Origin of the sequence: Streptomyces sp. 184 (assembly GCF_045781775.1) — a bacterium.
In the GTDB taxonomy this organism is placed as follows: domain Bacteria; phylum Actinomycetota; class Actinomycetes; order Streptomycetales; family Streptomycetaceae; genus Streptomyces.
Map to the genome: position 1 here is coordinate 2,833,110 of NZ_CP123230.1, position 26,025 is coordinate 2,859,134.

General features: G+C 73.7%; 20 protein-coding genes. 8 read left to right on the forward strand and 12 right to left on the reverse strand.

What is annotated here, in order from left to right; genetic code table 11:
• Positions 1 to 89: 89 nt before the first annotated feature.
• Entirely contained in the window at positions 90 to 1,283 is a 1,194-nt protein-coding gene (locus QBL21_RS12100) for a PucR family transcriptional regulator (RefSeq protein WP_407562149.1), read from the reverse strand.
• A gap of 142 nt (positions 1,284 to 1,425) precedes the next feature.
• Here QBL21_RS12100 and QBL21_RS12105 point away from each other — a divergent pair, with 142 nt between their 5' ends.
• The 5 genes from QBL21_RS12105 to QBL21_RS12125 all read left to right on the forward strand — a co-directional run bounded on the left by QBL21_RS12105 (position 1,426) and on the right by QBL21_RS12125 (position 6,486).
• Positions 1,426 to 2,280 carry an ABC transporter ATP-binding protein gene (locus QBL21_RS12105; protein WP_407562150.1) on the forward strand — a complete coding sequence of 285 codons (855 nt, stop codon included), beginning with the start codon at positions 1,426 to 1,428 and terminating at the stop codon, positions 2,278 to 2,280.
• Positions 2,281 to 2,393: 113 nt separating this feature from the next.
• Positions 2,394 to 3,218 (forward strand): ABC transporter ATP-binding protein, encoded by an 825-nt coding sequence (locus tag QBL21_RS12110; RefSeq protein ID WP_407566397.1) that lies wholly within the window; start codon positions 2,394 to 2,396, stop codon positions 3,216 to 3,218.
• Positions 3,215 to 4,105, forward strand: coding sequence for a branched-chain amino acid ABC transporter permease (locus tag QBL21_RS12115; protein ID WP_407562151.1), 891 nt, complete (start codon positions 3,215 to 3,217; stop codon positions 4,103 to 4,105). Before QBL21_RS12110 ends, QBL21_RS12115 begins: the two co-directional genes overlap by 4 nt.
• Positions 4,098 to 5,216, forward strand: a complete 1,119-nt coding sequence (locus tag QBL21_RS12120) for a branched-chain amino acid ABC transporter permease (protein WP_407562152.1) — start codon at positions 4,098 to 4,100, stop codon at positions 5,214 to 5,216. The genes QBL21_RS12115 and QBL21_RS12120 overlap by 8 nt, the downstream gene beginning before the upstream one ends.
• On the forward strand, positions 5,209 to 6,486 hold the full coding sequence (locus tag QBL21_RS12125) for an ABC transporter substrate-binding protein (protein ID WP_407562153.1): 1,278 nt from the start codon (positions 5,209 to 5,211) through the stop codon (positions 6,484 to 6,486). Before QBL21_RS12120 ends, QBL21_RS12125 begins: the two co-directional genes overlap by 8 nt.
• Before the next feature lie 89 nt (positions 6,487 to 6,575).
• Here QBL21_RS12125 and QBL21_RS12130 read toward each other — a convergent pair whose 3' ends face one another.
• Positions 6,576 to 7,535, reverse strand: a complete 960-nt coding sequence (locus tag QBL21_RS12130; RefSeq protein WP_407562154.1) for a LysR family transcriptional regulator — start codon at positions 7,533 to 7,535, stop codon at positions 6,576 to 6,578.
• Between the two features lie 106 nt (positions 7,536 to 7,641).
• Here QBL21_RS12130 and QBL21_RS12135 point away from each other — a divergent pair, with 106 nt between their 5' ends.
• Positions 7,642 to 9,642 (forward strand): M4 family metallopeptidase, encoded by a 2,001-nt coding sequence (locus QBL21_RS12135; RefSeq protein WP_407562155.1) that lies wholly within the window; start codon positions 7,642 to 7,644, stop codon positions 9,640 to 9,642.
• A 119-nt stretch (positions 9,643 to 9,761) separates the two neighbouring features.
• On the opposite strand, the gene pssA is transcribed toward QBL21_RS12135, so the two are convergent.
• From pssA to QBL21_RS12180, 9 genes are all read right to left on the reverse strand, one after another.
• A complete protein-coding gene (gene pssA / locus QBL21_RS12140) occupies positions 9,762 to 10,607 on the reverse strand; it encodes a CDP-diacylglycerol--serine O-phosphatidyltransferase (RefSeq protein WP_407562156.1) in 846 nt (281 codons plus the stop codon).
• Positions 10,594 to 11,247 carry a phosphatidylserine decarboxylase gene (locus QBL21_RS12145; protein ID WP_407562157.1) on the reverse strand — a complete coding sequence of 218 codons (654 nt, stop codon included), beginning with the start codon at positions 11,245 to 11,247 and terminating at the stop codon, positions 10,594 to 10,596. The genes pssA and QBL21_RS12145 overlap by 14 nt, the downstream gene beginning before the upstream one ends.
• Before the next feature lie 166 nt (positions 11,248 to 11,413).
• Entirely contained in the window at positions 11,414 to 12,631 is a 1,218-nt protein-coding gene (locus QBL21_RS12150) for an acyl-CoA dehydrogenase family protein (protein ID WP_407562158.1), read from the reverse strand.
• On the reverse strand, positions 12,631 to 13,149 hold the full coding sequence (locus QBL21_RS12155; RefSeq protein WP_407562159.1) for a MaoC family dehydratase: 519 nt from the start codon (positions 13,147 to 13,149) through the stop codon (positions 12,631 to 12,633). The genes QBL21_RS12150 and QBL21_RS12155 overlap by 1 nt, the downstream gene beginning before the upstream one ends.
• 1 nt (position 13,150) lies before the next feature.
• On the reverse strand, positions 13,151 to 14,125 hold the full coding sequence (locus tag QBL21_RS12160) for an HpcH/HpaI aldolase/citrate lyase family protein (protein ID WP_407562160.1): 975 nt from the start codon (positions 14,123 to 14,125) through the stop codon (positions 13,151 to 13,153).
• A gap of 223 nt (positions 14,126 to 14,348) precedes the next feature.
• Positions 14,349 to 16,370 carry a protein meaA gene (locus QBL21_RS12165; protein ID WP_407562161.1) on the reverse strand — a complete coding sequence of 674 codons (2,022 nt, stop codon included), beginning with the start codon at positions 16,368 to 16,370 and terminating at the stop codon, positions 14,349 to 14,351.
• A complete protein-coding gene (gene ccrA, locus QBL21_RS12170) occupies positions 16,370 to 17,797 on the reverse strand; it encodes a crotonyl-CoA carboxylase/reductase (RefSeq protein WP_407562162.1) in 1,428 nt (475 codons plus the stop codon). Before ccrA ends, QBL21_RS12165 begins: the two co-directional genes overlap by 1 nt.
• Positions 17,798 to 18,175: 378 nt before the next feature.
• Positions 18,176 to 18,961 (reverse strand): TetR family transcriptional regulator, encoded by a 786-nt coding sequence (locus tag QBL21_RS12175; RefSeq protein ID WP_407562163.1) that lies wholly within the window; start codon positions 18,959 to 18,961, stop codon positions 18,176 to 18,178.
• 109 nt (positions 18,962 to 19,070) lie between these two features.
• Positions 19,071 to 20,903, reverse strand: a complete 1,833-nt coding sequence (locus QBL21_RS12180) for a 3-hydroxyacyl-CoA dehydrogenase family protein (protein ID WP_407562164.1) — start codon at positions 20,901 to 20,903, stop codon at positions 19,071 to 19,073.
• Between the two features lie 453 nt (positions 20,904 to 21,356).
• Between QBL21_RS12180 and QBL21_RS12185 the strand changes: the two genes are divergently transcribed.
• Positions 21,357 to 21,968 (forward strand): HEAT repeat domain-containing protein, encoded by a 612-nt coding sequence (locus QBL21_RS12185; protein ID WP_407562165.1) that lies wholly within the window; start codon positions 21,357 to 21,359, stop codon positions 21,966 to 21,968.
• An 81-nt stretch (positions 21,969 to 22,049) separates the two neighbouring features.
• On the opposite strand, the gene QBL21_RS12190 is transcribed toward QBL21_RS12185, so the two are convergent.
• The gene (locus QBL21_RS12190; protein WP_407562166.1) at positions 22,050 to 23,108 is read right to left on the reverse strand and encodes an Rv2578c family radical SAM protein; all 1,059 of its coding nucleotides are present in this window, start codon (positions 23,106 to 23,108) and stop codon (positions 22,050 to 22,052) included.
• 307 nt (positions 23,109 to 23,415) lie between these two features.
• Here QBL21_RS12190 and QBL21_RS12195 point away from each other — a divergent pair, with 307 nt between their 5' ends.
• Positions 23,416 to 25,917 carry an MFS transporter gene (locus tag QBL21_RS12195; RefSeq protein WP_407566398.1) on the forward strand — a complete coding sequence of 834 codons (2,502 nt, stop codon included), beginning with the start codon at positions 23,416 to 23,418 and terminating at the stop codon, positions 25,915 to 25,917.
• Positions 25,918 to 26,025 lie beyond the last annotated feature (108 nt).

Below are 26,025 nucleotides of genomic sequence, written 5' to 3' on the forward strand. Positions count from 1 at the left end.
TGCTCGGCCGCGGCGCGGACTGCCGGCGGCCCGCGCCCACCGCGAGAGCCCTCGGCCCACCCCCCGGGGCGCCGCCCGCCTTCGGCGGGCTAGCCGCGCCGGTACGCCTCCAGCGCCAGCATCAGCTCGATCAGGTCCCGCGGGCGCGACAGCGAGCGGGACGTGAGCTGCTCCAGCCGCCGCAGCCGGTTGAAGACCGTGTTGCGGTGGCAGTACAGCCGCGTCGCCGCGCGGCCCGCGGAGCCGCCGCAGGACAGCCACGCCTCCAGGGTCTCCACCAGCGTCGCCCGGTCCGGCGCCTCCAGGCGCAGCAGCTCGCCGAAGACCTCCGCGACGAGCAGGCCGGCCAGCTCCGGGCGGCTGACCACCAGGGCCGCCGGAAGGCGCTCGGCCAAGCGGACGATGGCGTCCGCGCCGCCCGGGCCCACCGTGCTGAGGGCCAGCTCCGCGAGGCGGCGGGCGTGGCCGAGCTTCGCCAGGCTGCCGACGACGGGGCTGATGCCGCCCGGTCCGGGGCAGCGGGCCCGCAGGGCGGTCTGGAGGTCCGTCGGGGTGGCGGCGGCGCCGAGATCGACGACGGCCAGCTCCACGTCGGTACGCATCCGCCATAAGAACCGCATGCCGCCGGGCTCCACCGGCACCCCCGGCCCGGGGTGCTCCGAGCGCAGCACCACCACCGCGTAGCGCCCCGCCTCCGGCAGGTCCAGCGCCGCCGCCGCGCGCTGCACCAGGCCCCGGTCCGCGTCGCCGTCGCCCGCGTCGAGCAGGGCGTCCAGCAGCGCCTGCCCGCGGCCGTCCGTGCGGCGCTGCAACTCCCGCTCCGTCGCCCGGTAGGCGACGGTCAGCGTCTCCGTCTGCCGGTCCACCCCCGACCACATCTGCGTCGCCGTGCGCAGCAGCACCGGCAGCGACCCCGGGTCGTCGTCGGCGACGACGTCGAGCATCTCGTCCCAGACCAGATACGCCGCCTGCCGGTACGCCTGGTGCAGCAGCTCCAGCGGCAGCCCCTGCTCCGCCCGGCGACGGCCCAGCTCCCGCGCGTACGCGAGGTCGCGGCGGGGCGCGGAGCGGGAGGCGGCGATGGCCTCGATGCCGTAGCGCAGGGCCACACAGATCTGCTCCCAGTGCTCGTCGCGCGGCACGGCCAGGTCGTAGTGCGGCGAGTTCTCCGCCAGTTCGTCCAGGAGCCGGTCGGCGAGCAGCGGCACGCGGTCCGTCAGGGCCTTCGAGGCGCTGGCGAGCACCGCCCAGTCATGGTCCGAACGCGCTCTGCGGGCAGCCATCCGCTCACGATGACAGCGCGTTGTGCCGGTGCACAACGGGGCGGCGGACCCGCTGGTCATCGGCAGCGATTCTGCCGTCCGACGTGGACGGCGGCGGGCGCCGGTGCTGTCGTGAACGCCTGTCCACGGGAGAGGAGTGCCGATGGCGGCTGCGTCCCTGCGGGTCGAAAGCCTGACGGCCGGCTACGGGCCGGTGCGGGCGCTGGGCGAGGTCTCGGTCGACGTGCCGGACGGCGCCGTGGTCGCGGTGCTGGGCGGCAACGGCGCGGGCAAGTCCACGCTGCTGCGGGCCGTCTCGCGCACGCTGGCCTTCCACGGCGGCGCGGTGCGCGGCGGGTCGGTGTCGTTCGGCGGGCGGCGGCTCGACGGCCTCGCGGCGGCGGCGGTGGTCGCGGCCGGGGTGGTGCAGGTGCCCGAGGGGCGGCAGGTGTTCGCGCGGATGACGGTGGCGGACAACCTGCGCGCCGGGGCGCTCGGCGCCCGCGGGGGCGCACGGGGCCGCACCCGCGACGGGGAGCGGAACGGGGCCCGGGCCCGGGCGCACCGCCGGGCCGCGGCACTCGCCCGTGTGCACGACCTGTTCCCGGTGCTGCGCGAGCGGGCACAGCAGCGTGCCGGGCTGCTGTCGGGCGGCGAGCAGCAGATGCTGGCGCTCGGCCGGGCGCTGATGGCTGAGCCGCGGCTGCTGCTGCTCGACGAGCCGACGCTCGGGCTGGCGCCGATGGCCGCGGCCCGGATCGCGGACACCATCCGCGAGATCAACGCGCAGGGCACCTCGGTGCTGCTGGTCGAGCAGAACGCGGCGGTCGCGCTGAAGCTGGCGTCGGCCGCGTACGTGCTGGAGACCGGCCGGGTGGCCCTCACCGGCCCGGCGGCGGAGCTGGCGGTGTCGGACGAGGTGCGGCGGCGGTATCTGGGCGTGGTGGACGAGACCGCGGCGCAGGACGCGGAATCCGTGAGTACGTCCGTACCCCGGCTGGGGAGGTGGACGGCGTGAGGGGCACTCCCCGATCCCGCAGGCCACCGCCGGGCTCCTGGCACCCGGAGCCACCGCTCGGGTCCGACGGGCCCGCGGCGGACGCGGCCCGCGCGTTCCCGGCGGCGGCCGGCATCCCCGAGCTGCGCGTGACAGGGCTGACCGTGCGGTTCGCCGGGCTCACCGCGCTGGACGACGTGTCGTTCACCGTGCCGCCCGGCAGCGTGCACGCCGTCATCGGGCCCAACGGCGCCGGCAAGTCCACCTGCTTCAACGTGCTCTCCGGCGTCTACCGCGCCACCTCCGGCAGCGTCCGCCTCGGCGCGCACGAGCTGACCGGCGTCCCCCCGCACCGCATCGCCGGCTTCGGCGTGGCCCGTACCTTCCAGAACCTCGCCCTGCCCCCGTACGCCACCGTCCTGGACACCCTCATGCTCGGCCGGCACCGGCTGACGAGGGCCGGCTTCCTCGCCACCGGGCTGCGGCTGCCGTCGGCCGCCCGAGAGGAGGCACGCCACGGCGCACGGGTGCGGGAGATCGCCGCGTTCACCGGCCTGGAGCCGTACCTCGACCACCCGGCCGGGGCGCTGCCGTACGGGTTGCAGAAGCTCGTCGAGCTGGGCCGGGCCCTGTGCACCGAGCCGCTGCTCCTGCTGCTCGACGAGCCGGTGGCCGGCATGACGTCGGCGGAACGGCGGCGCACCGCCGCGCTGGTCGCGGGGATCCGCGCCAGCCTCGGCATCTCGATCGTCCTGGTGGAACACGACATGGGGGTGGTCATGCGGCTCGCCGACGAGGTGACCGTGCTCGACTTCGGCCGCCGCATCGCGGGCGGCACGCCCGAGGAGGTGCAGCGCGACCCCGAGGTGGTGCGCGCGTACCTCGGGGAGGCGGCCCCGGACGACGGCGGCGCGACCGGAACGCCGGCGCGGCCCGGCACAGAGGGGGCGCGGCCGTGACCACGTTCACCGAACTGCTCATCGGCGGGCTCTCCACGGGCTCGGTCTACGCCCTCATCGCCCTCGGCTTCGTCGTCATCTTCAAGGCCACCGAGGTCGTCAACTTCGCCCACGCCTCCCTCCTCCTGGCCGGCGGCTACGTCGCCGCCCGGCTCAGCGAGCACATCGGCTTCTGGCCCGCTCTGGCCGCCGGCGTCGCGAGCGCGGCGACCGTCGGCGCGCTGGTGGAGTTCCTGGTCATCCGCCGCTACCGCGGCGGTGAGCACAGCGTGCTCGCCATCGCCACCATCGGCGTCGACATCGTCCTGCTCACCGAGTTCACCCGGCTCATCGGCACCGACGTACTGACCCTCGGCGACCCGTGGGGCGACGCGGTGCTGACCTTCGGCTCGGTGACCGTGCCGCAGACCCGCATCGCCGCGCTGGCCGCCGCCGCCCTGCTCATCACGGCCTTCCTGCTCGCCTTCCGCTACACCTCCTGGGGCGTGGCGATGCGGGCCGCCGCCGAGAACCGCGAGGCCGCGGCGCTGATGGGCGTACGGCTCGGGCGCGTGTCGCTCTCCGCCTGGGCGGTGGCCGGCGCGCTGGCCGCCGTCGCCGCGCTCTTCCTCACCGTCTTCCCCACCCCGGGGCTGGAGCGCGGCACGTCCTTCGCCGCCTTCAAGGCGTTCCCGGCCGCGATCATCGGCGGCCTCGACTCCACCACGGGCGCGCTGGCCGGCGGGCTGATCGTCGGCGTCACCGAGGCGATGGCCACCGGCTACCAGGACGAGCTGTCGTTCCTCGGCCGCGGCATCGGCGACGTGGCCCCGTACCTGGTGATGCTGCTCGTCCTGCTGGCACGGCCCGCCGGGCTCTTCGGGACGAGGGAGCTGACCCGTGTCTGAGCCGCTGTCCGCCCCCCGCGCCAGGCTGCGGCGGTACGCGCCGGCCGCCGCGGCCGGCACCGGCGTGCTCGTGGCGCTGGCGCTGCCGTTCTACCTCGACCGGTTCTGGCTCCAGGCCGGGCTGTTCGCCATGGCCGCCGCCGTCGGCGCCATCGGCCTCAACCTGCTCACCGGCGCCACCGGGCAGCTCTCCCTCGGCCACGCCTTCTTCCTCGCCGTCGGCGCGTACGGCTACTGCGCGCTCTCCGGCGGCGACGAGGAAGGGCTGACGGGCCTCGGGCTGCCCACCGCGGTCGCGGCGGCCGGCGCGGTGGCGCTCGCGGGGCTCGCCGGCGGGCTGCTGAGCCCGATCGCGGGGCGGCTCAGCGGGGCGTACCTCGGTATCGCCACGCTCGCGCTGATCTTCATCGGCCAGCACCTGCTGTTCAACGCCGACGACCTGACCGGCGGCTACAACGGCCGCGCCGTGCCGCCGCTGGAGCTGTTCGGCTACCGCTTCGACGACAGCGAGGACGTGCTGCTGGGCGTGCCGTTCGAGTCCGCCGAGAAGCTCTGGTACGTGGGCCTGGCCCTGCTCGTCGCCGGCGCGCTGTTCGCCCGCGGTGTGCTGCGCGGCCGGCCCGGGCGGGCGATGAACGCCCTTCGCGACCACCGGATCGCCGCGGGCGTCATGGGCGTGCCGGTGGCGCGGCTGCGCTCCGGGGTGTTCGTGCTGTCGTCCATGTACGCCGGGCTGGCCGGGGTGCTGCTCGCGCTGGTCTTCCAGCGCACGGTGCCGGAGTACTTCGGCTTCGTGCTCTCGCTGGAGTACCTGGCGATGATCGTGATCGGCGGGCTCGGCTCGGTCGCCGGCGCGGTCACGGGCGCCGTCTTCGTCTCCCTGCTGCCCCAGGTCTTCATCCGCTACAGCGAGTCGCTGCCCCTGGTCTCCGCCACCGGCGGCGGCGTCGCCCCCGGAGAGGCGTCCCGCTACCTGTACGGGGCCGCCGTCGTCGCGGTCGTGCTCTTCCTGCCCGGCGGCCTGGTCCGGGCCGCTCCTCGCCGCAGAACCCCCGAGAAGAAGGAAGCCTCACATGCCGAAGACGCCGTACCGACACCACGCAGTGCGTAGACACCGGCCGCGGCAGGCCGCGGCCTTCGCGATCGCGGCGGCCCTGGCGCTCACCGCGGCGGGGTGCAGCAGCAAGGCGAACGACGACGACGAGGGCAGCGGCGGCGGGTCGGAGCTGCGCGTCGGCGACGGGGTGACGGCGACCACCATCCCGCTCGGCGTGCTGACCGACATGACGGGCGTCTACGCCACCCTCGGCAAGAGCGTGACGCAGGCGCAGCAGTTGTACGTCGACCAGCTCAACGCCGACGGCGGGGTCTGCGGCCGCAAGGTGGAGCTGACCGTGCGGGACCACGGCTACGACCCGCAGAAGGCCCTCTCCGCGTACACCGAGCTGGAGCCGGAGGTGCTGGGCTTCCCGCAGTTCATCGGCTCGCCCTACGTCGCCGCGGTCAAGGACCGCATCGACACCCAGGACAAGGCGCTGGTCATCCCGCAGGCGTGGTCGGCCACGCTGCTGGGCAGCGAGAACATCCGGCAGATCGGCGCGACGTACGACGTGGAGATGATCAACGCCGTGGACTTCCTGGTCCAGGAGGGGTTCGTCGAGAAGGGCGACAGGATCGGCCACGTGTACTTCGAGGGCGACTACGGCGAGAACGCCCTGGCCGGCTCCGAGCACGCGGCCGAGGCGGCCGGGCTCACCGTCGTGGGCAAGAAGATCAAGGCGACCGACCAGGACATGACGGCCCAGGTCACCTCGCTCGCGAAGGCGGAGGTCTCGGCGATCCTGATGAGCGCCGGGCCGCGGCAGTCCGCGTCGCTGGCGGGCGTGGCGGCGGCCTCCGGTCTCGACGTGCCGGTCGTGGGCTCCAACCCGACCTTCGCCCCGCAGTTGCTTGAGACCGCCGCCGGGCCCGCGCTGCTGAAGAACTTCTACGTCTCCACCTCCACCCTGCCCATCGGCTCACGGGAGCCGGGGCCCGCGGAGCTGTCGGCGGCGTACGAGAAGGAGTACCCGGGCGAGCTGCTCGACACCGGCGTCATCGCCGGATGGGCCGCGGCCGACCTGTTCGGCGAGGCGCTGAAGCGGGCCTGCAAGGCGAAGAACCTGACCCGCGAGGGCGTCACGGAGGCGCTTTTGTCGATCGACTCGATGGACACCGGCTTCGGCATCACCCACGACTTCTCCGACCCGGCCGAGCCGTCGACCCGGGAGAGCTTCATCCTGCGGCCGGACGACGAGGCCAAGGGCGGGATGGTCGTGGCGAAGGAGGCGTTCACGGCGCCGGCGGCGGCCGACTACGCCGGTCAGGGCGCCGGGGGCTGAGCCGGGCCGCGGGCCGCGTACCCGGGCGCCCGCACCCGGCCACGCGCGTCCGGGGCAGTAACCGTTCGCCGCGCATCCGGAGCCGGCGCTCACGCCCGCTCCGGATGCACCTCCGGGTGGGCCTGCCACCACGTCCCGTACCGGGGGTTGTTCGCCAGTCCCGCCGCGTACGCGCGCGCCGCCGCCCGGTACAGCCGCCCCGCCAGCTCCGCCGGTACCGCGCGGCGCTGCCACGCCAGCGTCAGGCGCCCCCTGATCGGGTCCCCCGCCAGCGGGCGCAGCACCACCCCGGCCGTCGCCGGGGCCGTGGGCTGGAAGACCGCGACCGCGCGGCCGGCCGCTATCAGGCGGCGGTTCAGGGCCGTGTCGCCGATGCGGTAGCGCAGCGACGGGGCGAAGCCCGCGCCCGCGCACGCCGTGTGGAGGGCCTCAGGGCCGCCGTCGTCCTGGCTGGTCATCGCCATCCACTGCTCGCCCGCCAGCTCGCCCAGCTCCACCCGGTCCCGCTCCGCGAGCCGGTGCCGGGCCGACAGGGCGATCCAGAACGGCTCACCGGAGACCAGGGTGCGGGCCGTGACGCCCGCCGGCAGCGGGGTGCGGTGGTCGTTGACCTCGCCGTAGAGGATGGCGTCGTAGTGGCCGGAGCCCAGCAGCCGGGTCAGCGCGGTGACCGAGTCCTCGCTGTCGACCGTCGTCTGCCGGTCCGGCAGCAGCTCGTCCAGCTCCTGCACCAAGGCACCGAGCATGACCAGCACGATGCTCCCCAGCCGCAGCGGCCCCGTCGCGGTCGTGGCGCGGGCGCCGGCCGAGAGGGCTTCCATCTCGCCGAGCACCCGGTGCGCCTTGGACAGGACGAACTCGCCGAGCGGCGTGGGCAGTACGCCCCGGGGGGTGCGCGTGAACAGCTCGCCGCCGGCCACCCGCTCGATGCGGCGGAGCTGGGCCGACAGCGCGGGCTGGGAGACGCCGAGGAGCCGGGCGGCGCCCGCGAGGCTGCCGGCCTCGGCGATCCGGCAGACAGCCTGTAGGTGCCGTAACTCCAGCTCCATTCCCGCAGGGTATAACCCCGGAATTGGGGTCAGGTGGGATATCCCCCAACCGCCATGTGCATGCCGATACTCACGTCACCGGTTTCCCTAGAGGGGAGCAACAGACGTGAAGTCCACAAGACTTGGCGCGGTCGTGGCCGCACTTGCCCTGACCGCCGGCCTGACCGGTGCCTTCACCGGCACCACCAGCGCCGCTCCGCCACCACCGGAGCGGGCGGGCGGCAGGGCGCTGGCCCTCGCCGCCGCCGACCGCGCCGCGAGCAGCGGGCTCGACGGGCTGCGCCACAGCCCCGGCGAGGAACTCGTCCGCACCGGGGTGACCCCCTGGGACGACGGGCTCTACTACGCCGCGTACGAACGCACCTACCTCGGGCTGCCGGTCACCGGGGGCGACGCCGTCGTACTCGCCGACAGCCGCGGACGCGTCCTCGACGTGGCCGCCGCGCCCGCGCCCGAGCTGTCGCTCTCCCCGCGCGCCCGGATCTCCGCCGCCGCCGCCGAGCGGACCGCCACCGCGCGGGTGGCGCATCCGCAGAAGGCCACGGCGCCCGAGCTGGGTGTCCTGCTCAGGCCCGGCAGGGGCGTGCTGACCTGGCAGTCCACCGTCACCGGGACCACGGCCGCCGGCGCCCCCAGCGTGCGCGAGGTCTACGTCGACGCCCGTACCGGCAAGGTCGTCGAGACCCGCGAACAGGTCCGCGACGCCTCCGGGCAGGGCTACCACAACGGCACCGTCGAGATCGACACCGCCGCCAACTCCATGACCGACCCCCTCCGCACCGGCTTCCAGTGCGGCGGCCAGAACGGCGCCCCGTACACCTCCCCGCCCTGGGGCAACGGCGGCGCGAACGACCTGGAGACGGCCTGCGTCGACATCATGTACGCGGCCCAGCAGGAGTTCGACATGCTCAAGGAGTGGGTCGGCTACAACGGGCAGAACGGCCGCGGCGGCCTCGTCCCCGCCCGCGCCGGCCTCAGCGTCGTCAACGCCTACTACGACGGCACCAAGACCACCTACGGCCGCAACCAGACCGGCACCAACCAGCTCACCTCCATCGACGTCGTCGCGCACGAGTACGGGCACGAGATCTTCGACCGCACCCCCGGCGGCAGCGGCTCGGGCAGCGAGAACGGCGGCATGAACGAGTCCACCGGCGACATCTTCGGCGCCATCACCGAGGCGTACGTCAACAGCCCCGCCGACCCGCCCGACTACACCGTCGGCGAGAAGGCCCGCTTCTACGGCGACACCCGCCCCATCCGCAACATGTACAACCCGTCCCTGGTGGGCGGCGACCCCAACTGCTACTCGCAGCTCGGCCCCGGCACCGAGGTGCACGCCGCGGCCGGCCCGCAGAACCACTGGTTCTACCTGCTCGCCGAGGGCTCCAGCCCCGGCGGCGGCAAGCCGAACAGCCCGATCTGCTCCGGCGGCCCCTCCTCCGTCACCGGCATCGGCATCCAGAAGGCCGCGAAGATCTTCATGGGCGGGCTGCTGCTGAAGACCTCCGGCTGGAACCACCGCGCCGCCCGCGCGGCGACCGTCACCGCCGCCAAGACGACCTACGGGGCCACCGAGTGCAACGCCGTCAAGGCGGCCTGGAGCGCCGTCGCCGTGCCCGCGGCGGCCGGCGAGACGGACTGCGGCGGCAGCCAGACGCCCGGCTTCTCCCTCGCGCTGGCACCGGACTCCGGCGGCGTCGAGGCGGGCGGCTCGGCGACCGCCACCGTGAGCACCACGACGACCGGCGGCGACCCGCAGAGCGTCGCGCTCACCGCCTCCGGCGCCCCCTCCGGCGTCACGGTGTCCTTCTCCCCGGCGACGGTCACCTCCGGCGGCTCGGCGACCATGACGGTCGACGTCGCCGCCGGGACCGCCGACGGGACGTACCCGATCACGGTGACCGGCACCGGCAGCGTCACCCACACGGTGACGTACACCCTGACCGTCGGCTCCGACACCGGCGGCACCTGGGCGGCCGGCAGCTCCTACCGGGCCGGCGACACCGTCACGTACGGCGGCCGTAGCTACCGCTGCCTCCAGGCCCACACGGCCCTGCCGGGCTGGGAGCCGCCGAACGTCCCCGCGCTCTGGCAGCCCGTCTGACCCCGATCCAGGACGGGCGCGCCAGAAAAGCCGTCGCGTCCGGGGGAGAAGTCCCCCGGACGCGACGGTGCGGTCCGTTTCCGTACGCTACGGGCCCCGCGGCCCGCGGCGCGCCCGGCTCAGCTCTGCGCGGCGGCGCGCGCCTCGCGGCGGCCGACGCGGAAGGTGTTCACCCGGCGGGCGGTGGCGAACAGCGGGATCGTGGCGGCGGTCACTATCTGGAGCGCGCAGCCCGTCTGGAGCAGCAGTTGCCCGTTCGGCGCGTCGAACGCCCACGCGCCCAGGCACGTCATGCTGATGAAGATCCACACGAGCGTGGCGACCGCGAGCCGGCCGCGCGGCTTGGGGTACTCCACCCGGCTCACCATCAGCCAGGCCACCCCGATGATCGCCAGCAGCGTCGGCACGAACGGCAGCTCCAGCAGCACCACCGAGATCACCGTCAGCGCCCCGAAGGGGCTCGGCATGCCCTGGAAGACCCCGTCCCGCACGGTGACGCACGAGAACCGGGCAAGCCGCAGCACCACCGCCAGCACCACCGCGACCGCGGCCACCGTGGAGACCCGCTGGTGCGCGTCGTCGGCGACCATGCCGTAGACCAGCACGAAGTACGCGGGCGCCAGCCCGAAGCTGATCAGGTCGGAGAGGTTGTCCAGCTCCGCGCCCATCGCCGAGCTGCGCAGCTTGCGCGCCACCAGGCCGTCGAAGAGGTCGAAGACCGAGGCGAGCAGCATGAGGATCACGGCGGTGGCGGCGCTGTGCCGGGCGATGCCGGCCTCGTCCTCGCCCATCAGATGGGGGACGAGCACGCCGGTGGTGGTGAAGTAGACGGCGAGGAAGCCGCAGGTAGCGTTCGCCAGGGTGAGCGTGTCGGCGATCGACAGCCGCGTGGAGAGCGGCATGTCGTCGTCATCGTCGACCTCGGGGACCCAGCCGGCCTTCGTCTCCGGATCAATCACGGTCAAGGCGCGTCACCCCCGCGGTGGTGGGCCGGCCGACGTCCACGCCGGGCTCGACGCCCTGCGGGAGGTACACGTCGACGCGCGAGCCGAAGCGGATCAGGCCGACGCGCTCGCCCTGCTCGACCTTGGTGCCCCGGGTCACGTACGGCACGATGCGGCGGGCGACCGCGCCGGCGATCTGGACCATCTCGATGTCGCCCAGCTCGGTGTCCAGGTGCCACACGACGCGCTCGTTGTTCTCGCTCTCCTTGTTGAACGCCGGCACGTAGCCGCCGGGGACGTGCTCCACGGAGCTGACGGTGCCGGCCAGCGGCGCGCGGTTCACGTGCACGTTCAGCGGGCTCATGAAGATCGCGACCCGGGTGCGGCCGTCGGGCCACGGCATGATGCTCTGCACCACGCCGTCGGCGGGGGAGATGACCCGGCCCTCGGCGATCTCGCGGTCGGGGTCGCGGAAGAACCACAGCATGCCCGCCGCCAGCGCGGCGGGGGGCACGGCGGCCAGCCGGTCGGGCCAGCGCCCGGTGCGGCGGGCGCGGGCGACGCTGACGGCAGCGGTGGCCAAGGTCGGCAGGAGCCACGGCGATGCTCCGCGCGCCAGGCGGACCCGGCGGCGCGGAACGGTATCTGGGCTGTGGGGCATGTTTGACCTTCGTAGCGGGAGGGGGCCGCGGTGATGGGGGACGGCGGCTTGTCGGGGATGCTATCGGTTGGCACCGGCAACTCGGCAAGCCGAAGCGCGCTTTCGCCCGCCGGACGCCGTGGCCGGCTGCCACGCCACCCCTACCGCGTGCCCCTGAAGCAGTTCTTCAACCCCGGGGCCCGTACTCCTCCAGTAGTCGCCGCCCAATGATCATCTTCTGGATCTCGGCGGTACCTTCACCAATGAGAAGCATCGGCGCCTCCCGGTAGAGGCGCTCGATCTCGTACTCCTTGGAGAAGCCGTAGCCGCCGTGGATGCGGAACGCGTCTTCCACGACTTCCTTGCAGTACTCCGAAGCGAGATATTTGGCCATCCCCGCCTCTAGGTCGTTACGTTCTCCGGTGTCCTTTTTGCGTGCCGCTCGCACCATCATCGCATGCGCGGCCTCGACCTTGGTAGCCATCTCGGCCAGTTTGAACTGGATCGCCTGGTGCCGGGCGATCGGGCGGCCGAAGGTCTGCCGCTGCTGGGCGTAGCCGACGCCGAGTTCGAAGGCGCGCTGGGCCACGCCGCAGCCGCGCGCGGCGACGTTCACGCGGCCCACCTCGACGCCGTCCATCATCTGGTAGAAGCCCCGGCCCGCCCCCTCGGGGCCGCCGAGCACCCGGTCGGCCGGGACACGCAGCCCGTCCATGATCAGTTCGGTGGTGTCGACGCCCTTGTAGCCCATCTTGTCGATCTTGCCGGGGATGGTCAGCCCCGGCTTCACCGCGCCGAACCCGGGCTCCTTCTCCACCAGGAACGTCGTCATCGACCGGTGCGCGGGCGCGTCCGCGGGCAGCCCCTCGTCCGTGCGGCAGAGCACCGCGACCAGCGTCGACGTGCCGCCGTTGGTCAGCCACATCTTCTGGCCGGTGAGCAGGTAGTCGCCGCCGTCCCCATCCCGTACGCCCTTGGACGTGATCGCCGCCACGTCCGAGCCGAGCCCGGGCTCCGACATCGAGAACGCGCCACGCACCTCCCCGGTGGCCATCAGGGGCAGGAAGTGCTCCCGCTGCTCGCGCGTGCCGTGCTGCTTGATCATGTACGCCACGATGAAGTGCGTGTTGATGATCCCCGACACGCTCATCCAGCCGCGGGCTATCTCCTCCACGCACAGCGCGTACGTGAGCAGTGACTCGCCGAGGCCGCCGTACTCCTCCGGGATCATGAGGCCGAAAATGCCCAGTTCCTTCAGGCCCTCGACGATCTGCGCGGGATACTCGTCCCGGTGCTCCAGCTCGGTGGCCACCGGCAGGATCTCCTTGTCGACGAAGCCGCGGACCGTGGCGACGATCTCGCGCTGGACCTCCGTCAGCCCCTCCGTCTGCGCCAGCCGCCCCATCACTTCTCCCCGCCGTGCTCGACCGGCTCCGGGCGGCCGGGCTGCTCGCCGCCGCGCCGGCTGACGTACGTCGCCGTGGGCACCATCACCTTGCGCCTGAAGACGCAGACCAGGGTGCCGTCCTGCTTGTGACCGCGGGTCTCGACGTGCACGATGCCGCGGTCGTCCTTCGACTTCGACGGCCACTTGGCCAGCACCGTCGTCTCGCCGTAGACGGTGTCGCCGTGGAAGGTGGGCGCCACGTGCCGCAGCGACTCGACCTCCAGGTTGGCGATCGCCTTGCCGGAGACGTCCGGCACGGACATGCCGAGCAGCAGGGAGTACACGTAGTTGCCGACGACGACGTTGCGGCCGAAGTCGGTGGCCTCGCCGGCGTAGTGCGCGTCGAGGTGCAGCGGGTGGTGGTTCATGGTGAGCAGGCAGAACAGGTGGTCGTCGTACTCGGTGACCGTCTTGCCCGGCCAGTGCTTGTACACCGCGCCCGGCTCGAACTCCTCGTAGGTGCGTCCGAACTGCATGTCAGCCCTCCGGCGGGGTGAAGGCGGTGGTGCGGGTCAGGCCGGCGGCGCGGCCCTTGCCCGAGACGACGAGCGCCATCTTGCGGCTCGCCTCGTCGATCATCTCGTCGCCGAGCATCGCCGAGCCCTTCCGGCCGCCCTCCTCGGAGGTGAAGTACTCGTACGCGTCCAGGATCAGCTCGGCGTGGTCGTAGTCCTCCTGGGACGGCGAGAAGACCTCGTTGGCGGCCTCCACCTGGCCCGGGTGCAGCACCCACTTGCCGTCGAAGCCGAGCGCGGCGGCGCGGCCGGCGACCTCGCGGAAGCCGTCGACGTTGCGGATCTGGAGGTACGGGCCGTCGATGGCCTGGAGGTCGTGGCTGCGGGCGGCCATGAGGATCCGCATGAGGATGTAGTGGTAGGCGTCGGCCGGGTACCCGGGCGGCTGCTCGCCGACGACCAGGGACTTCATGTTGATCGACGCCATGAAGTCGGCCGGCCCGAAGACGATGGTCTCCAGCCGCGGCGAGGAGGCGGCGATGTCATCGACGTTCACCAGGCCCTTCGCGTTCTCGATCTGCGCCTCGATGCCGATCCGGCCCACCTCGAAGCCCATCGTCTTCTCGATCTGGGTGAGCAGCAGATCCAGGGCCGTGACCTGCTCCGCGTCCTGCACCTTCGGCAGCATGATGCAGTCCAGGTTCGGCCCGGCGCCCTCGACCACCGTGATGACGTCCCGGTACGTCCAGTGCGTCGTCCAGTCGTTGACCCGCACCACCCGGGTCTTGCCGCTCCAGTCGCCCTCGTTGAGGAACTTCACGACGGTGTGCCGCGCGTCCGGCTTCGCCAGCGGGGCGCAGGCGTCCTCCAGGTCCAGGAACACCTGGTCGGCGGCCAGCCCCTGCGCCTTCTCCAGGAACCGAGGGTTGGATCCCGGGACGGCGAGGCAGGACCGCCGCGCCCGCAGGCGGTCGGGCTGGCTGGGGGCGGGGCTCATGCGGGGACCTCCTGGGGGTCGAGCTTGTTCGCAAGCCGGATCTCGTCGACGATACGAAGGCCCGCTGCGCGGAGCGCGTTCGGATTACCCGCCGGTGCGCCCGCGCCCGCCGGGCCCCGGAACACCCGGCCGGACGCCCGTCCCCGGGCCCTTTCGCAAAGCCGGGGTTCCGACCCCGGTACGGCGCGGCGGGGGCGCCGTCGTCGCTGGCTGGGGGCGGGGCTCATGCGGGGACCTCCTGGGGGTCGAGCTTGTTCGCAAGCCGGATCTCGTCGACGATACGGCCGATGATCTGCGTGATGCCGAAGTCCTTCGGGGTGAACACGGCGGCCACCCCGGCGACGCGCAGCGCCTCGGCGTCCGCCGCCGGGATGATGCCGCCGACGACGACCGGCACGTCGCCGGCGCCCGCGCGGCGCAGCAGGTCCAGGACGTCGGGGACCAGCTCGGCGTGCGAGCCGGAGAGGATGGACAGGCCGACGCAGTGCACGTCCTCGGCGACCGCGGCGGCGGCGATCTGCTGGGGCGTCAGCCGGATGCCCTGGTAGACCACCTCGAAGCCGGCGTCCCTGGCCCGTACGGCGATCTGCTCGGCGCCGTTGCTGTGCCCGTCCAGGCCCGGCTTGCCGACCAGCAGCCGCAGCCGGCCGGTGTCCAGCTCCGCGGCGGTGCGCGCGGCCCGGTCCCGTACGGCGGCGAGCGCGGCGTCGCCCTCCGGCGCGGACGTGACGGCGACCGGCGCGCCGCCCACGCCCGTGGGGGCGCGGAACTCGCCGAAGACGTCGCGCAGCGCCCAGGCCCACTCGCCGGTGGTGACGCCGGCGCGGGCGCACTCCAGCGACGCGGGCATGAGGTTGGCCGTACCCGCCGCGGCGGCCTTCAGCGCCGTCAGCGCCCGCTGCGCGCGGGGCTCGTCGCGGGACAGCCGCCACTCGTGCATCGCGGCGACGACGCGCGCCTCCACGTGCGGGTCGACGGTCATGATCGCGGCGTCCAGGTCGGCGGTGAGCGGGCTGGGCTCGGTCTCCGTATGGCAGTTGACGCCGACGATCCTCTCCTCGCCCGACTCGATCCGGGCCCGCCGCTCCGCGTGCGAGGCCACGAGCTGCGCCTTCAGATAGCCGGACTCCACGGCCGCGACGGCGCCGCCCAGTTGCCCGATGTGCGCCATCTCGGCGGTCGCGCCCTCGACCAGCTCGGCCACCCGCGCCTCGACCACGTGGCTGCCGTCGAAGAGGTCGGGGTACTCCAGCAGGTCGCTCTCGTACGCCAGCACCTGCTGGATGCGCAGGCTCCACTGCTGGTCCCACGGCCGCGGCAGGCCCAGCGCCTCGTTCCAGGCGGGCAGTTGCACGGCGCGGGCGCGGGCGTCCTTCGACAGCGTCACGGCCAGCATCTCCAGCACGATGCGCTGGACGTTGTTCTCCGGCTGCGCCTCGGTCAGGCCGAGGGAGTTGACCTGCACGCCGTAGCGGAAGCGGCGCTGCCGCGGGTCCTCGATGCCGTAGCGCTCGCGCGTGACGGTGTCCCAGATGCGGGTGAACGCCCGCATCTTGCACATCTCCTCGACGAACCGGACCCCGGCGTTGACGAAGAACGAGATCCGGCCGACGACCTCGCCCATCTTCTCCGGCGGCACCTGGCCGGAGTCGCGGACCGCGTCCAGGACGGCGGTCGCGGTGGCCATCGCGTACGCGATCTCCTGCACCGGCGTCGCGCCGGCCTCCTGGAGGTGGTAGCTGCAGATGTTGATCGGGTTCCACTTCGGCATCCGGCCGACGGTGTACGCGATGGTGTCGGTGGTCAGCCGCAGCGAGGGCCCGGGCGGGAAGACGTACGTGCCGCGGGAGAGGTACTCCTTGACGATGTCGTTCTGCGTGGTGCCGGCGAGCCGCGCGATGCCCGCCTCGTCCAGGCCCTGTTCCTCGGCGACCACCTGGTAGAGGGCCAGCAGCCACATCGCGGTGGCGTTGATGGTCATGGACGTGTTCGTCCGCTCCAGCGGGATGCCCTCGAAGAGCCGGCGCATGTCACCCAGGTGCGAGACGGGCACGCCGACGCGGCCGACCTCGCCGCGGGCGAGCACGTGGTCCGGGTCGTAGCCGGTCTGGGTGGGCAGGTCGAAGGCGACCGACAGGCCGGTCTGGCCCTTGGCGAGGTTGCGCCGGTACAGCGCGTTGGACGCCTCGGCGGTGGAGTGGCCGGCGTAGGTGCGCATCAGCCAGGGCCGGTCCTTGGCCGCCATCACAGGTTCCCGGCGTGCTCGACGGCCCGCTCGGGAGCCTGCTCGCGGCCGGGCCCCGCGGGCGGCCGCGGGCCGGGCGGGGGGTCGCTGCGGAAGAGCTGGATCGCGTCGATGTGCTCGGCGCGCTTCTCCTCGTCGCGTACGCCCAGGCCCTCGGCGGGGGCGAGGCACAGCACGCCGACCTTGCCCTGGTGCAGGTTGCGGTGGACGTCGTACGCGGCCTGCCCGGTCTCGGCGAGCGGGTAGGACTTCGACAGGGTGGGGTGGATCCGGCCCTTGTCGATCAGCCGGTTGGCCTCCCACGCCTCGCGGTAGTTGGCGAAGTGCGAGCCGATGATCCGCTTCAGCGACATCCACAGGTAGCGGTTGTCGTACTCGTGCACGAAGCCGGAGGTGGAGGCGCAGGTGACGATGGTGCCGCCGCGGCGGGTGACGTAGACGGAGGCGCCGAAGGTCTCCCGGCCGGGGTGCTCGAAGACGATGTCGACGTCCTCGCCGCCGGTCAGTTCGCGGATGCGCTTGCCGAAGCGCTTCCACTCGCGCGGGTCCTGCTCGTGCTCGTCCCGCCAGAAGCGGTAGTCCTCGCCGTGCCGGTCGATGATCGCCTCGGCGCCCATCCGGCGGCAGATCTCCGCCTTCTCGGGGCTGGAGACCACGCAGACGGGCGTGGCGCCGCCGGCGAGCGCGAACTGCGTGGCGTACGAGCCGAGTCCGCCGCTCGCGCCCCAGATGAGCACGTTGTCGCCCTGCTTCATGCCGGCGCCGTTGCGGGAGACGAGCTGGCGGTAGGCGGTGGAGTTGACCAGCCCGGGGGCCGCGGCCTCCTCCCAGGACAGGTGCGCCGGCTTGGGCATGAGCTGGTTGGACTTCACCAGCGCGATCTCCGCCAGGCCGCCGAAGTTGGTCTCGAAGCCCCAGATGCGCTGCTCGGGGTCGAGCATCGTGTCGTTGTGGCCGTCGGCGCTCTCCAGCTCCACCGACAGGCAGTGCGCCACCACCTCGTCGCCCGGCCGCCAGGCGACGACGCCGGGGCCGGTGCGCAGCACGACGCCGGCGAGGTCGGAGCCGATGACGTGGTACGGCAGGTCGTGGCGCCTGGCGAGCGGGGAGAGGCGGCCGTAGCGCTCCAGGAAGGCGAAGGTGGACACCGGCTCGAAGATCGAGGTCCACACCGAGTTGTAGTTCACGGAGCTGGCCATCACCGCCACCAGGGCCTCGCCGGGGCCGAGTTCCGGCACCGGCACCTCGTCCAGGTGCAGTGACCTGCGCGGGTCCTTCTGCCGGGTGGTGAGCCCTTCGAACATGTCGGCCTCGTCCTTGTGCACCGTCACGGCCCGGTAGGACTCGGGCAGGGGCAGGGAGGCGAAGTCGGCGGCCGTGCTGTCGGGTGCCTGGATCGCGGCGAGTATCGCGTGCGTCTCGTTCATGGTGCTGCCTCCGGCGAAGCGTGTTCGGGGACGCTTGAGGGACGTCGGGGGTGAGAGCTGTGCGTCGGTTCGTACGGCGGTTCGGCTCCGGCGGTGCCGCCGGTGTGCGCGGTACGTACGGGCGCGGTGGCGCCCTGGCGCCTGTGACGAGGCGCGTCCGGGTGTGCGAGCCGGGGCTTGCTGGGACAGCCGGCGCGCGCTCTGGTGCCGTGCGCCGGTCACCCGGACACCTCGTACCGTATGGCACGCCGTGCCAGGCTGCAAGACACTCGGTGCCAAAAACTTCTCTCAGATGTCGAGCGGGTTGCACGGATGAGCATGCGAAGGCTCCCCGGCCGGATGCGGCCGGGGAGCCCGTGGCGGGAGTGAAACCGCTGGTCAGCCCTTCTTCAGGGCCTTCTCGATGGTGCGCATGACCTCGCTCAGCGGGGCGTCCGTACGGGCGACCGCGACGAGCACGTCCGAGCCCTCGCCGCCGGCCGTGAGGACCGCCGGAGCCCCCGCCTCGCCGCCCAGACCCACCGGGCCGTGCGGCTGGCCGACGCCGGCGAACCGGGCCCGTACCACCGCGAAGGCCCGGTCGAGCTGGCCCTCCACGTCGCCCTCCGCGCCCCCGCGCAGCCAGCGGCGCAGCACGTGGTTGTGCGCGGTGACCACGGCCGAGGCGGCGACCTCGGCGAGCAGCGGGCCGTCGTCGCCGTCCTGGTGGGCGCCCTCGTCGTAGTGGCCCAGCAGGTAGCGGGTGAACAGCCGCTCGTAGCGGGAGACCGAGGCGATCTCGCGCTCGCGCAGCGTCGGCACCTCCCTGGTCAGGCGGTAGCGCTCGACGGAGACCGCGGGCTGGGCCGCGTACATCCGCATGACCTCCCTGATGCCGCGGCACACGGTGTCCAGCGGGTACTCGTGCGGCGGCGCGGCGTCCAGGACGGCCTTCACGCGCTCCAGCGTGTCGTCGTGGTCGGGGAAGATCGCCTCTTCCTTGGAGCGGAAGTGGCGGAAGAAGGTGCGGCGGGCCACGCCCGCCGCCGCGGCGATCTCGTCCACTGTCGTCGCCTCGTAGCCCTTGGTCGCGAACAGCTCCATCGCGGCCGCCGCGATGTCGCGGCGCATCTTCAGGCGCTGGGTGCTGGAGTTGGCACGGCTGGGCTTCGCAGGCTGGGACATGTAAGGAACGTACTCCATGGGTGGGCCTCGGATCGCCGCCGATTCGCGGGCGGGCGGCCGGGGCGGGCGGTGCCCGGCGGCCGGCCGGCACCCGCCGGCCGGCCGGCGCTCAGCGCGGGGCGGCGGCGTACTCGCGGAAGCCGCGGCCCGTCTTGCGGCCGAGGCAGCCCGCGGCGACCAGGTGCTCCAGCAGCGGCGCGGGAGCCAGCCCCGGGTCGCGGAACTCGCGGTGCAGCACCCGCTCGATGGCCAGCGAGACGTCCAGGCCCACCACGTCCAGCAGCTCGAACGGGCCCATGGGATAGCCGCCGCCGAGCTTCATCGCGGCGTCGATGTCGTCCGGCGAGGCGTAGTGCTCCTGGACCATCTTCACCGCGTTGTTCAGATACGGGAACAGCAGCGCGTTGACGATGAAGCCGGCCCGGTCGCCGCAGTCCACGGCGTGCTTGCCCAGCCGGGTGCAGACCTCGCGGACGGTGGCGTGCGCCTCGTCCGCGGTACGGACCGTGCGCACCACCTCCACCAGCTTCATCACCTGCGCCGGGTTGAAGAAGTGCATGCCGATCACGTCCTCGGGGCGCGAGGTGGCCGCGGCGCACGCGATGACGGGCAGCGAGGACGTGGTGGTGGCCAGCACCGCCCCCGGCGCCGCCACCTTGTCCAGGGCGGCGAACAACTCCCGCTTGACCGCCAGGTCCTCGGCGACCGCCTCCACGATCAGCCCGGCGCCGGCCAGCGCGTCCAGGGCGCCGGCGGGGGAGATCCGGGCCAGCGCGGTGTCGCGGTCCGCGGCACCCAGCCGGCCCCTGGCGACGGAGCGGGCCAGCGACGTGGCGACGCGGGCCTTCGCCGCCTCCGCCTTCGCCGTGCTGCGGGCGGCGAGCGTGACCGCGTACCCCGCCCGGGCGCAGACCTCCGCGATGCCGCTCGCCATCGTGCCGGAGCCGGCGACGCCCACCTCCGCGACCGGCCGCGGCGGCGCGCCCCACGCCGCGCCGGCGGCGGAGGAGGCGGCGTCGGGCACGGCGGCGTCAGGCACGGCGGTGCCGCTGCCGGGGGCGTCGTAGGCGTAGAAGCCGCGGCCCGCCTTGCGGCCGGTCAGCCCGGCGGCGGTCAACTGGCCGAGGACGGGCGCCGGGGCGTGCAGCCGGTCCTGCGACGCGGCGTACATCGCCTCCAGCACCGTGCGCGCGGTGTCGACGCCGATCAGGTCGAGCAGCTCCAGCGGGCCCATCGGCAGACCGCAGCCGAGCTTCATCGCCGCGTCGATGTCCTCGCGGCTGGCGTAGCGCGACTCGTACATCGCCGCGGCCTGGTTGAGATAGCCGAAGAGCAGCCCGTCGGCGATGAACCCGGGCCGGTCGCCCACCGCGACGGGCTCCTTGCCCAGCTCCCGCACCAGCGCGGTGACCCGCTCCACCGCCGACGGCTCGGTGAGCACGGAGGAGACCACCTCCACCAGGCGCATCGCCTGGACCGGGGTGAAGAAGTGCAGGCCGAGGACGCGTTCGGGGTGCGCGGAGGAGGCGGCGAGGCGGGTGACGGACAGCGCGTTGGTGCCGGTGGCGATCACCGCGTCCGGGCGGACGACGCGGTCCAGCCCGGCGATGACCTGCTGCTTGACCTCGTACGACTCGGGCACCACCTCGATGACCAGGTCCGCGTCGGCGGCGGCGCGCAGGTCGGGGAAGGTGCGCAGCCGGGCCAGCACGCCGGCGCGGGCGCCCTCGGTGAGCCGGCCGCGGACGACGGCGCGGTCCGTGGCGCGCTCCAGCGCGGCGGCGCAGCCGCGCGCGGCGGCCTCGTCGACGTCGATGCCGACGACCTCGCGGCCGGCGCGGGCCAGCACCTCGCACAGGCCGGTGCCCATCGTGCCGAGGCCGACGACGGCCACGGTGGGGAAGGGGATCGATCGGGATTCGGGGACAGGGCTGCGGTCCATCGCGGGACTCCAGTCGTGACGCGGGAGAAGGCGGGAGAAGGCAGGAGCGGGAGAAGGCGGGAGAGGGGCCGGGGCCGCACACGGCGGCGGGGGCCGGGGCACGACGGCCCGCGGCGGAAGCCGCACGGCGGCGGAGCGCGCGGCGGCGAGAACCGCGGCCGGCCCTGTCCCGGGGCCGGGCGTCCTCACCACGGGCACCGGGGCGCCCGTCGCGCGTGCTGTCAGTTGCCGAACCGACTTCAGCTCTCGGCGGCTGCGTCACCAGACCGCCCGAGCAGGGGTGCTGCTCGTCCCCCGAGCTTAACTCGCGAGTAACCATGGGCGCCAGAGGGTGAATCAGGGAATGTACCCCCCAGTCGGGGCACACATGGAGTGAACCCCGATCGACGAGGCCGTCACCGGCCGGTGACGGTACACGTACCCTGAGTGCCGGCAAGGGCAGGGGGGCGAGGCATGGACCAGGAGTATCTGGCGCTCACCGAACGGATCCGCGGCAGGCTGGAGGACCCGCCGGCGCGGGCGCGGTTCGACCGCATGACCGCGCTCGCGCGACAGCGCACGACCACCGCGTACGACGAGCTGGCGCGCGTGCTGGAACTGCCCGGCGAGCCGCTGTGGGCCCGGGAGCTGGCGGCCTTCGCGCTGGGCACGGCGGGGGACCGGCGGGCGTTCGAGACGCTGGTGCTGCTGCTCAACTACCGCGATCCGGTACGGGCCGAGAGCGCGGCGTGCGCGCTGGACCGGCTCGGCGACCCGCGCACCGCGCGGGCGGCGGCGGCCCTGGCGACGAACCCGCTGCGCACCGCGTACGCGCTGCACGCCATCCGGCTGCTGGTCCGGCTGCGCGCGCCGGAGTCGGCGCCGGCGCTGATCAGCACCCTCCAGCGGCTCGTGCGCGAGCCGCAGCACCACTGGCCGATCGCCACCGCCTGCGTCGAGGGGCTGGGCGAGCTGGGCGACCAGCGCGCGATCCCGGCGCTCTCCGAGGCGCTGGGCTTCCCGCAGTTGTGGCGCGCGGCCACGGCGGCGATCACCCGCATCGGCCCGCGCACCCCGTCGCAGTGAGGCGCCGGGCGCGGGCGGCCGCGCGGGCCGGGGGTGCGGCGGTACGGGCCGGGCCCCGGGGCGTACCGCCGCGAACCGGCGTCAGAGCAGCGTCAACTGCGTGTTCTCCGGGCCGTCCGGCTGCGCGCCGGGCCCCTCCTCGGGCTCGATGCGGCGCGCGATGCCGGGCGCCGACGGGCCTATGCCCAGCTCCGTCGCGTACTCGTGCACCTGCCGGGTGATCTGGCGCTGGTACCACTTCGGCGCGTACGACCCGCCCGCGTACATCGTGCGGTACCGGCGGACCAGGTGCGGGTGGTGCCGCTCCAGCCAGCCCATGAACCACTCCCGCGCGCCCGGCCGCAGATGCAGCACCAGCGGCGTCACCGACGTGGCGCCCGCCTCCGCCACCGCCCGTACGGTGGCGCGCAGTTGCTCCGGCGTGTCGCTGAGGAACGGGATCACCGGCGCCATCAGCACCCCGCAGCCGATGCCGTGCTCGGCCAGGGTGCGGACCACGTCGAGCCGGCGCTGCGGCGCGGGCGTGCCCGGCTCGACGGTCCGCCACAGCTCCTCGTCGACGAAGCCGACGGAGACCGCGACCCCGACCTGGGTGACCTCGGCCGACTGCTTGAGCAGCGGCAGGTCGCGGAGGATGAGCGTGCCCTTGGTGAGGATCGAGTACGGGTTGGCGAAGTCCCGCAGGGCGGCGAGGATGCCGGGCATCAGCCGGTAGCGCCCCTCGGCCCGCTGGTAGCAGTCGACGTTCGTGCCCATGGCGATGTGCTCCCCGCGCCACCGCCGGCCGCCCAGCTCGCGGCGCAGCAGCTCCGGGGCGTTGACCTTCACCACGATCTGCGAGTCGAAGCCGCGGCCGGTGTCCAGGTCCAGGTAGCTGTGGGTCTTTCTGGCGAAACAGTAGACACAGGCGTGACTGCACCCTCTGTACGGGTTCACGGTCCAGTCGAAGGCCATCCGCGACGCTCCCGGCACCTTGTTGACGATCGAGCGCGCCCGCACCTCGTGGAACGTGATGCCGCGGAACTCCGGGGTGTCGAACGTGCGGGTGACGACGGCGGCCGTGCCGAAGAGGGCGGGCGGCGCGGCCCCGGTGGCCGCGCCGCCGTCGGCGGCCTCGTCGGTCAGATTCTCCCAGCGCATCGGCACCTCCTGTTGATCTGCGACCGAGAATAGAACAGATGTTCCCTTCGCGTCGAGTCCTCGATCGGGTGACCCCGGTCGCCGCCGCGCGGACGGGCCGTCACCCGGCCTCACCGATTCGAGTGGTTTCCTCCCGGGCCCCCGCGCGCACCAGGCTCCGCCCACCCTTCGTGAAAGCCGCTGATGAGCGCCCGATGGGCGCCCCGGGCAACCGAGTTGACGCGCCGCCGCGCCGTCGCGCGGGGGAGTGATCGCGTTTGCCCCGGGATCTTGCGCGATGCGACAAAGGGTCCGGCGCAGGCGGACGATGGGGAGCTGGCACGTGGGGACGACCCTGGTGAACGACGAGCCGGTCACCGTGCCCGCGGCCGGTCCGGCGGCGGGACCGGCCAGGCCGGCGCGAGCGTCGGGACGTACCGGAAAGGGCGGGCCGCCCGCCGGACCCGGCCCGGCGGACGGCTACGGCGACGACGACGGCCCGGCGCTCAGCCCCCGCCGCGTACGGCTGGTGTTCCTGGCCCTGATGCTCGCGCTGCTCCTCGCCGCGCTGGAGCAGATGATCGTCGCCACCGCGCTGCCGAAGATCGTCGGCGAGCTGCACGGCCTGGACCGGATGTCCTGGGCGATCACCGCCTACCTGCTCACCTCCACCATCGGGCTGCCGATCTACGGCAAGCTCGGCGACCTCTTCGGCCGCAAGGGCGTCTTCCAGTTCGCCATCGTGGTGTTCATCGTCGGCTCCGCGCTCGCCGGCGCCGCGCGCAGCATGGACCAGCTCATCGCGTTCCGCGCGGTGCAGGGCATGGGCGCCGGCGGGCTCATGATCGGCGTGCAGGCGATCATCGCCGACATCGTCCCGCCCCGCGAACGCGGGCGCTACATGGGCATGATCGGCGCCGCCTTCGGCCTCGCCTCGGTCGCCGGACCGCTGCTCGGCGGGTTCTTCACCGACGAGCTGTCCTGGCGCTGGTGCTTCTACTTCAACGTGCCCTTCGGCCTGGTCACCCTGGTGCTGACCGGCCTGGTGCTGAAGCTGCCCAAGCCCACCGCCCGGCCCCGCCTCGACGTGCTGGGCGCGCTGTTCCTCGCCGCCGCCTCCACCTGCCTGGTGCTGCTGACCAGTTGGGGCGGCCTGGAGTACGCCTGGACCTCCGACGTCATCCTCGGGCTCGGCGCCGGTGCGGTGGGCGCCACCGTCCTGCTGCTCGTCGTCGAGCACTTCGCCGTCGAACCCGTGCTGCCGCTGCGGCTGTTCCGCGACAGCGTCTTCAACGTCACGTCCCTGGTCGGAGCCGTGATCGGCATCGCGCTCTTCGGCGCGGCCAGCTATCTGCCGACCTTCCTCCAGATGGTCGACGGCGCCAGCGCCACCGAGTCCGGGCTGCTGATGCTGCCGATGATGGGCGGCGTCGTCGTCGCCTCCATCGTCTCCGGCCACCTCATCACCCGCACCGGCAGCTACCGCCGCTACCCGGTGGCCGGCTGTGCCACCGCCGCCGTCGGCATGTGGCTGCTCTCCCGCCTGGACGAGCACACCACGCAGTTGTCGTACAGCGTGTGGATGGCCGTCCTCGGCACCGGCGTCGGCCTCGTGCTGCCCGTGCTCATCCTCGCCGTGCAGAACGCGGTACACCCCGCCGACCTCGGCGTCGCCACCAGCGCGCACAACTACTTCCGGCAGATCGGCGGTTCGGTCGGCGCGGCGATCTTCGGCACCGTCTTCTTCGACCGGCTCGCCGACGAACTGACCGACACCCTGCCCCCGCCGCCCCCCGGCGGCTCGCTGCCCGACCCGGAGTCGATCACCCCCGAGGCCGTCCACGCCCTCGACGCCGAACTGCGCGACGGCTACGTCCGCGCCTACGCCGAGGCCATGCCGGGCATCTTCCTCTACCTGGTGCCCGTGCTCCTCCTCGGCCTCCTGTTCGCCTTCCTGCTCAAGGAGAGACCACTGGTGTCCCAGAACCTCACGGGCCCCGGCCCCGCCACGGACGAGAACCCGGCGGTCGACTCCCCCGTGCCCGCGGCCCGCGTCGCCGTCCCGGCGGGCGCCGGGGTGCCGGTGTGCGGCAGCGTGCAGCACCAGGACGGCACCACCGTGCCGCGCGCGGCGCTCACCCTCATCGACGGCGCCGGCCGCCAGGTGGGCCGCGACGCCAGCCGCGAGGACGGCCGGTACGTGCTGCCCACCCCGGGCGCCGGCTCGTACGTCCTGGTGGCCGCCGCGGGCGGGCACCAGCCGCAGGCCGTCACGGTCACCGTCGGGGACCGGCCGGTCGAGCTGGACCTCGTGCTGGGCGGCGCGGGGCGGATCTGCGGCACGGTCGCCGCGGCCGACGGCACGCCGCTGGGGAACGTCGTCGTGACCCTCACCGACGCGCGCGGGGAGGTCGTCGCCTCGGCGCGCAGCGGCCACGACGGCGCGTACGCCATCGGCGAGCTGGTCGCCGGCGAGTACACCCTCGCCGCCACCGCCCCGGGCTTCCGGCCCGCCGCGCTGCCGGTCTCGGTGCAGGCGGCGCGCGAGACCCGGCAGGACGTCGAGCTGGCCGGCGGCGCGGTGCTGCGCGGCACGGTACGTGCCTACGGCGGGCGGCCGGTGGAGGACGCCCGGGTCACGCTGCTGGACGCCGCGGGCAACGTCGTCGACACCGGCACCACGGGCCCGGACGGCGCGTTCCGCTTCGTCGACCTGTCGGCGGGCGAGTACACGGTGATCGCCGCGGGGTACCCGCCGGTGGCCACGGTGCTGCGCGTGGAGGGCGGCGGGCGCACGGAGCGGGACCTCCAGCTCGGGCACGGCGACTAGTCGGGCCGGACAGCCGGCGGCGGCAGGCGGTCCGCGGCTGCACCCGGGACCGGGCCGGTCCGGGCGCGAAGATCCCCGGTCTCGCCGCGGCCCGGTGCCGCCGGTCGC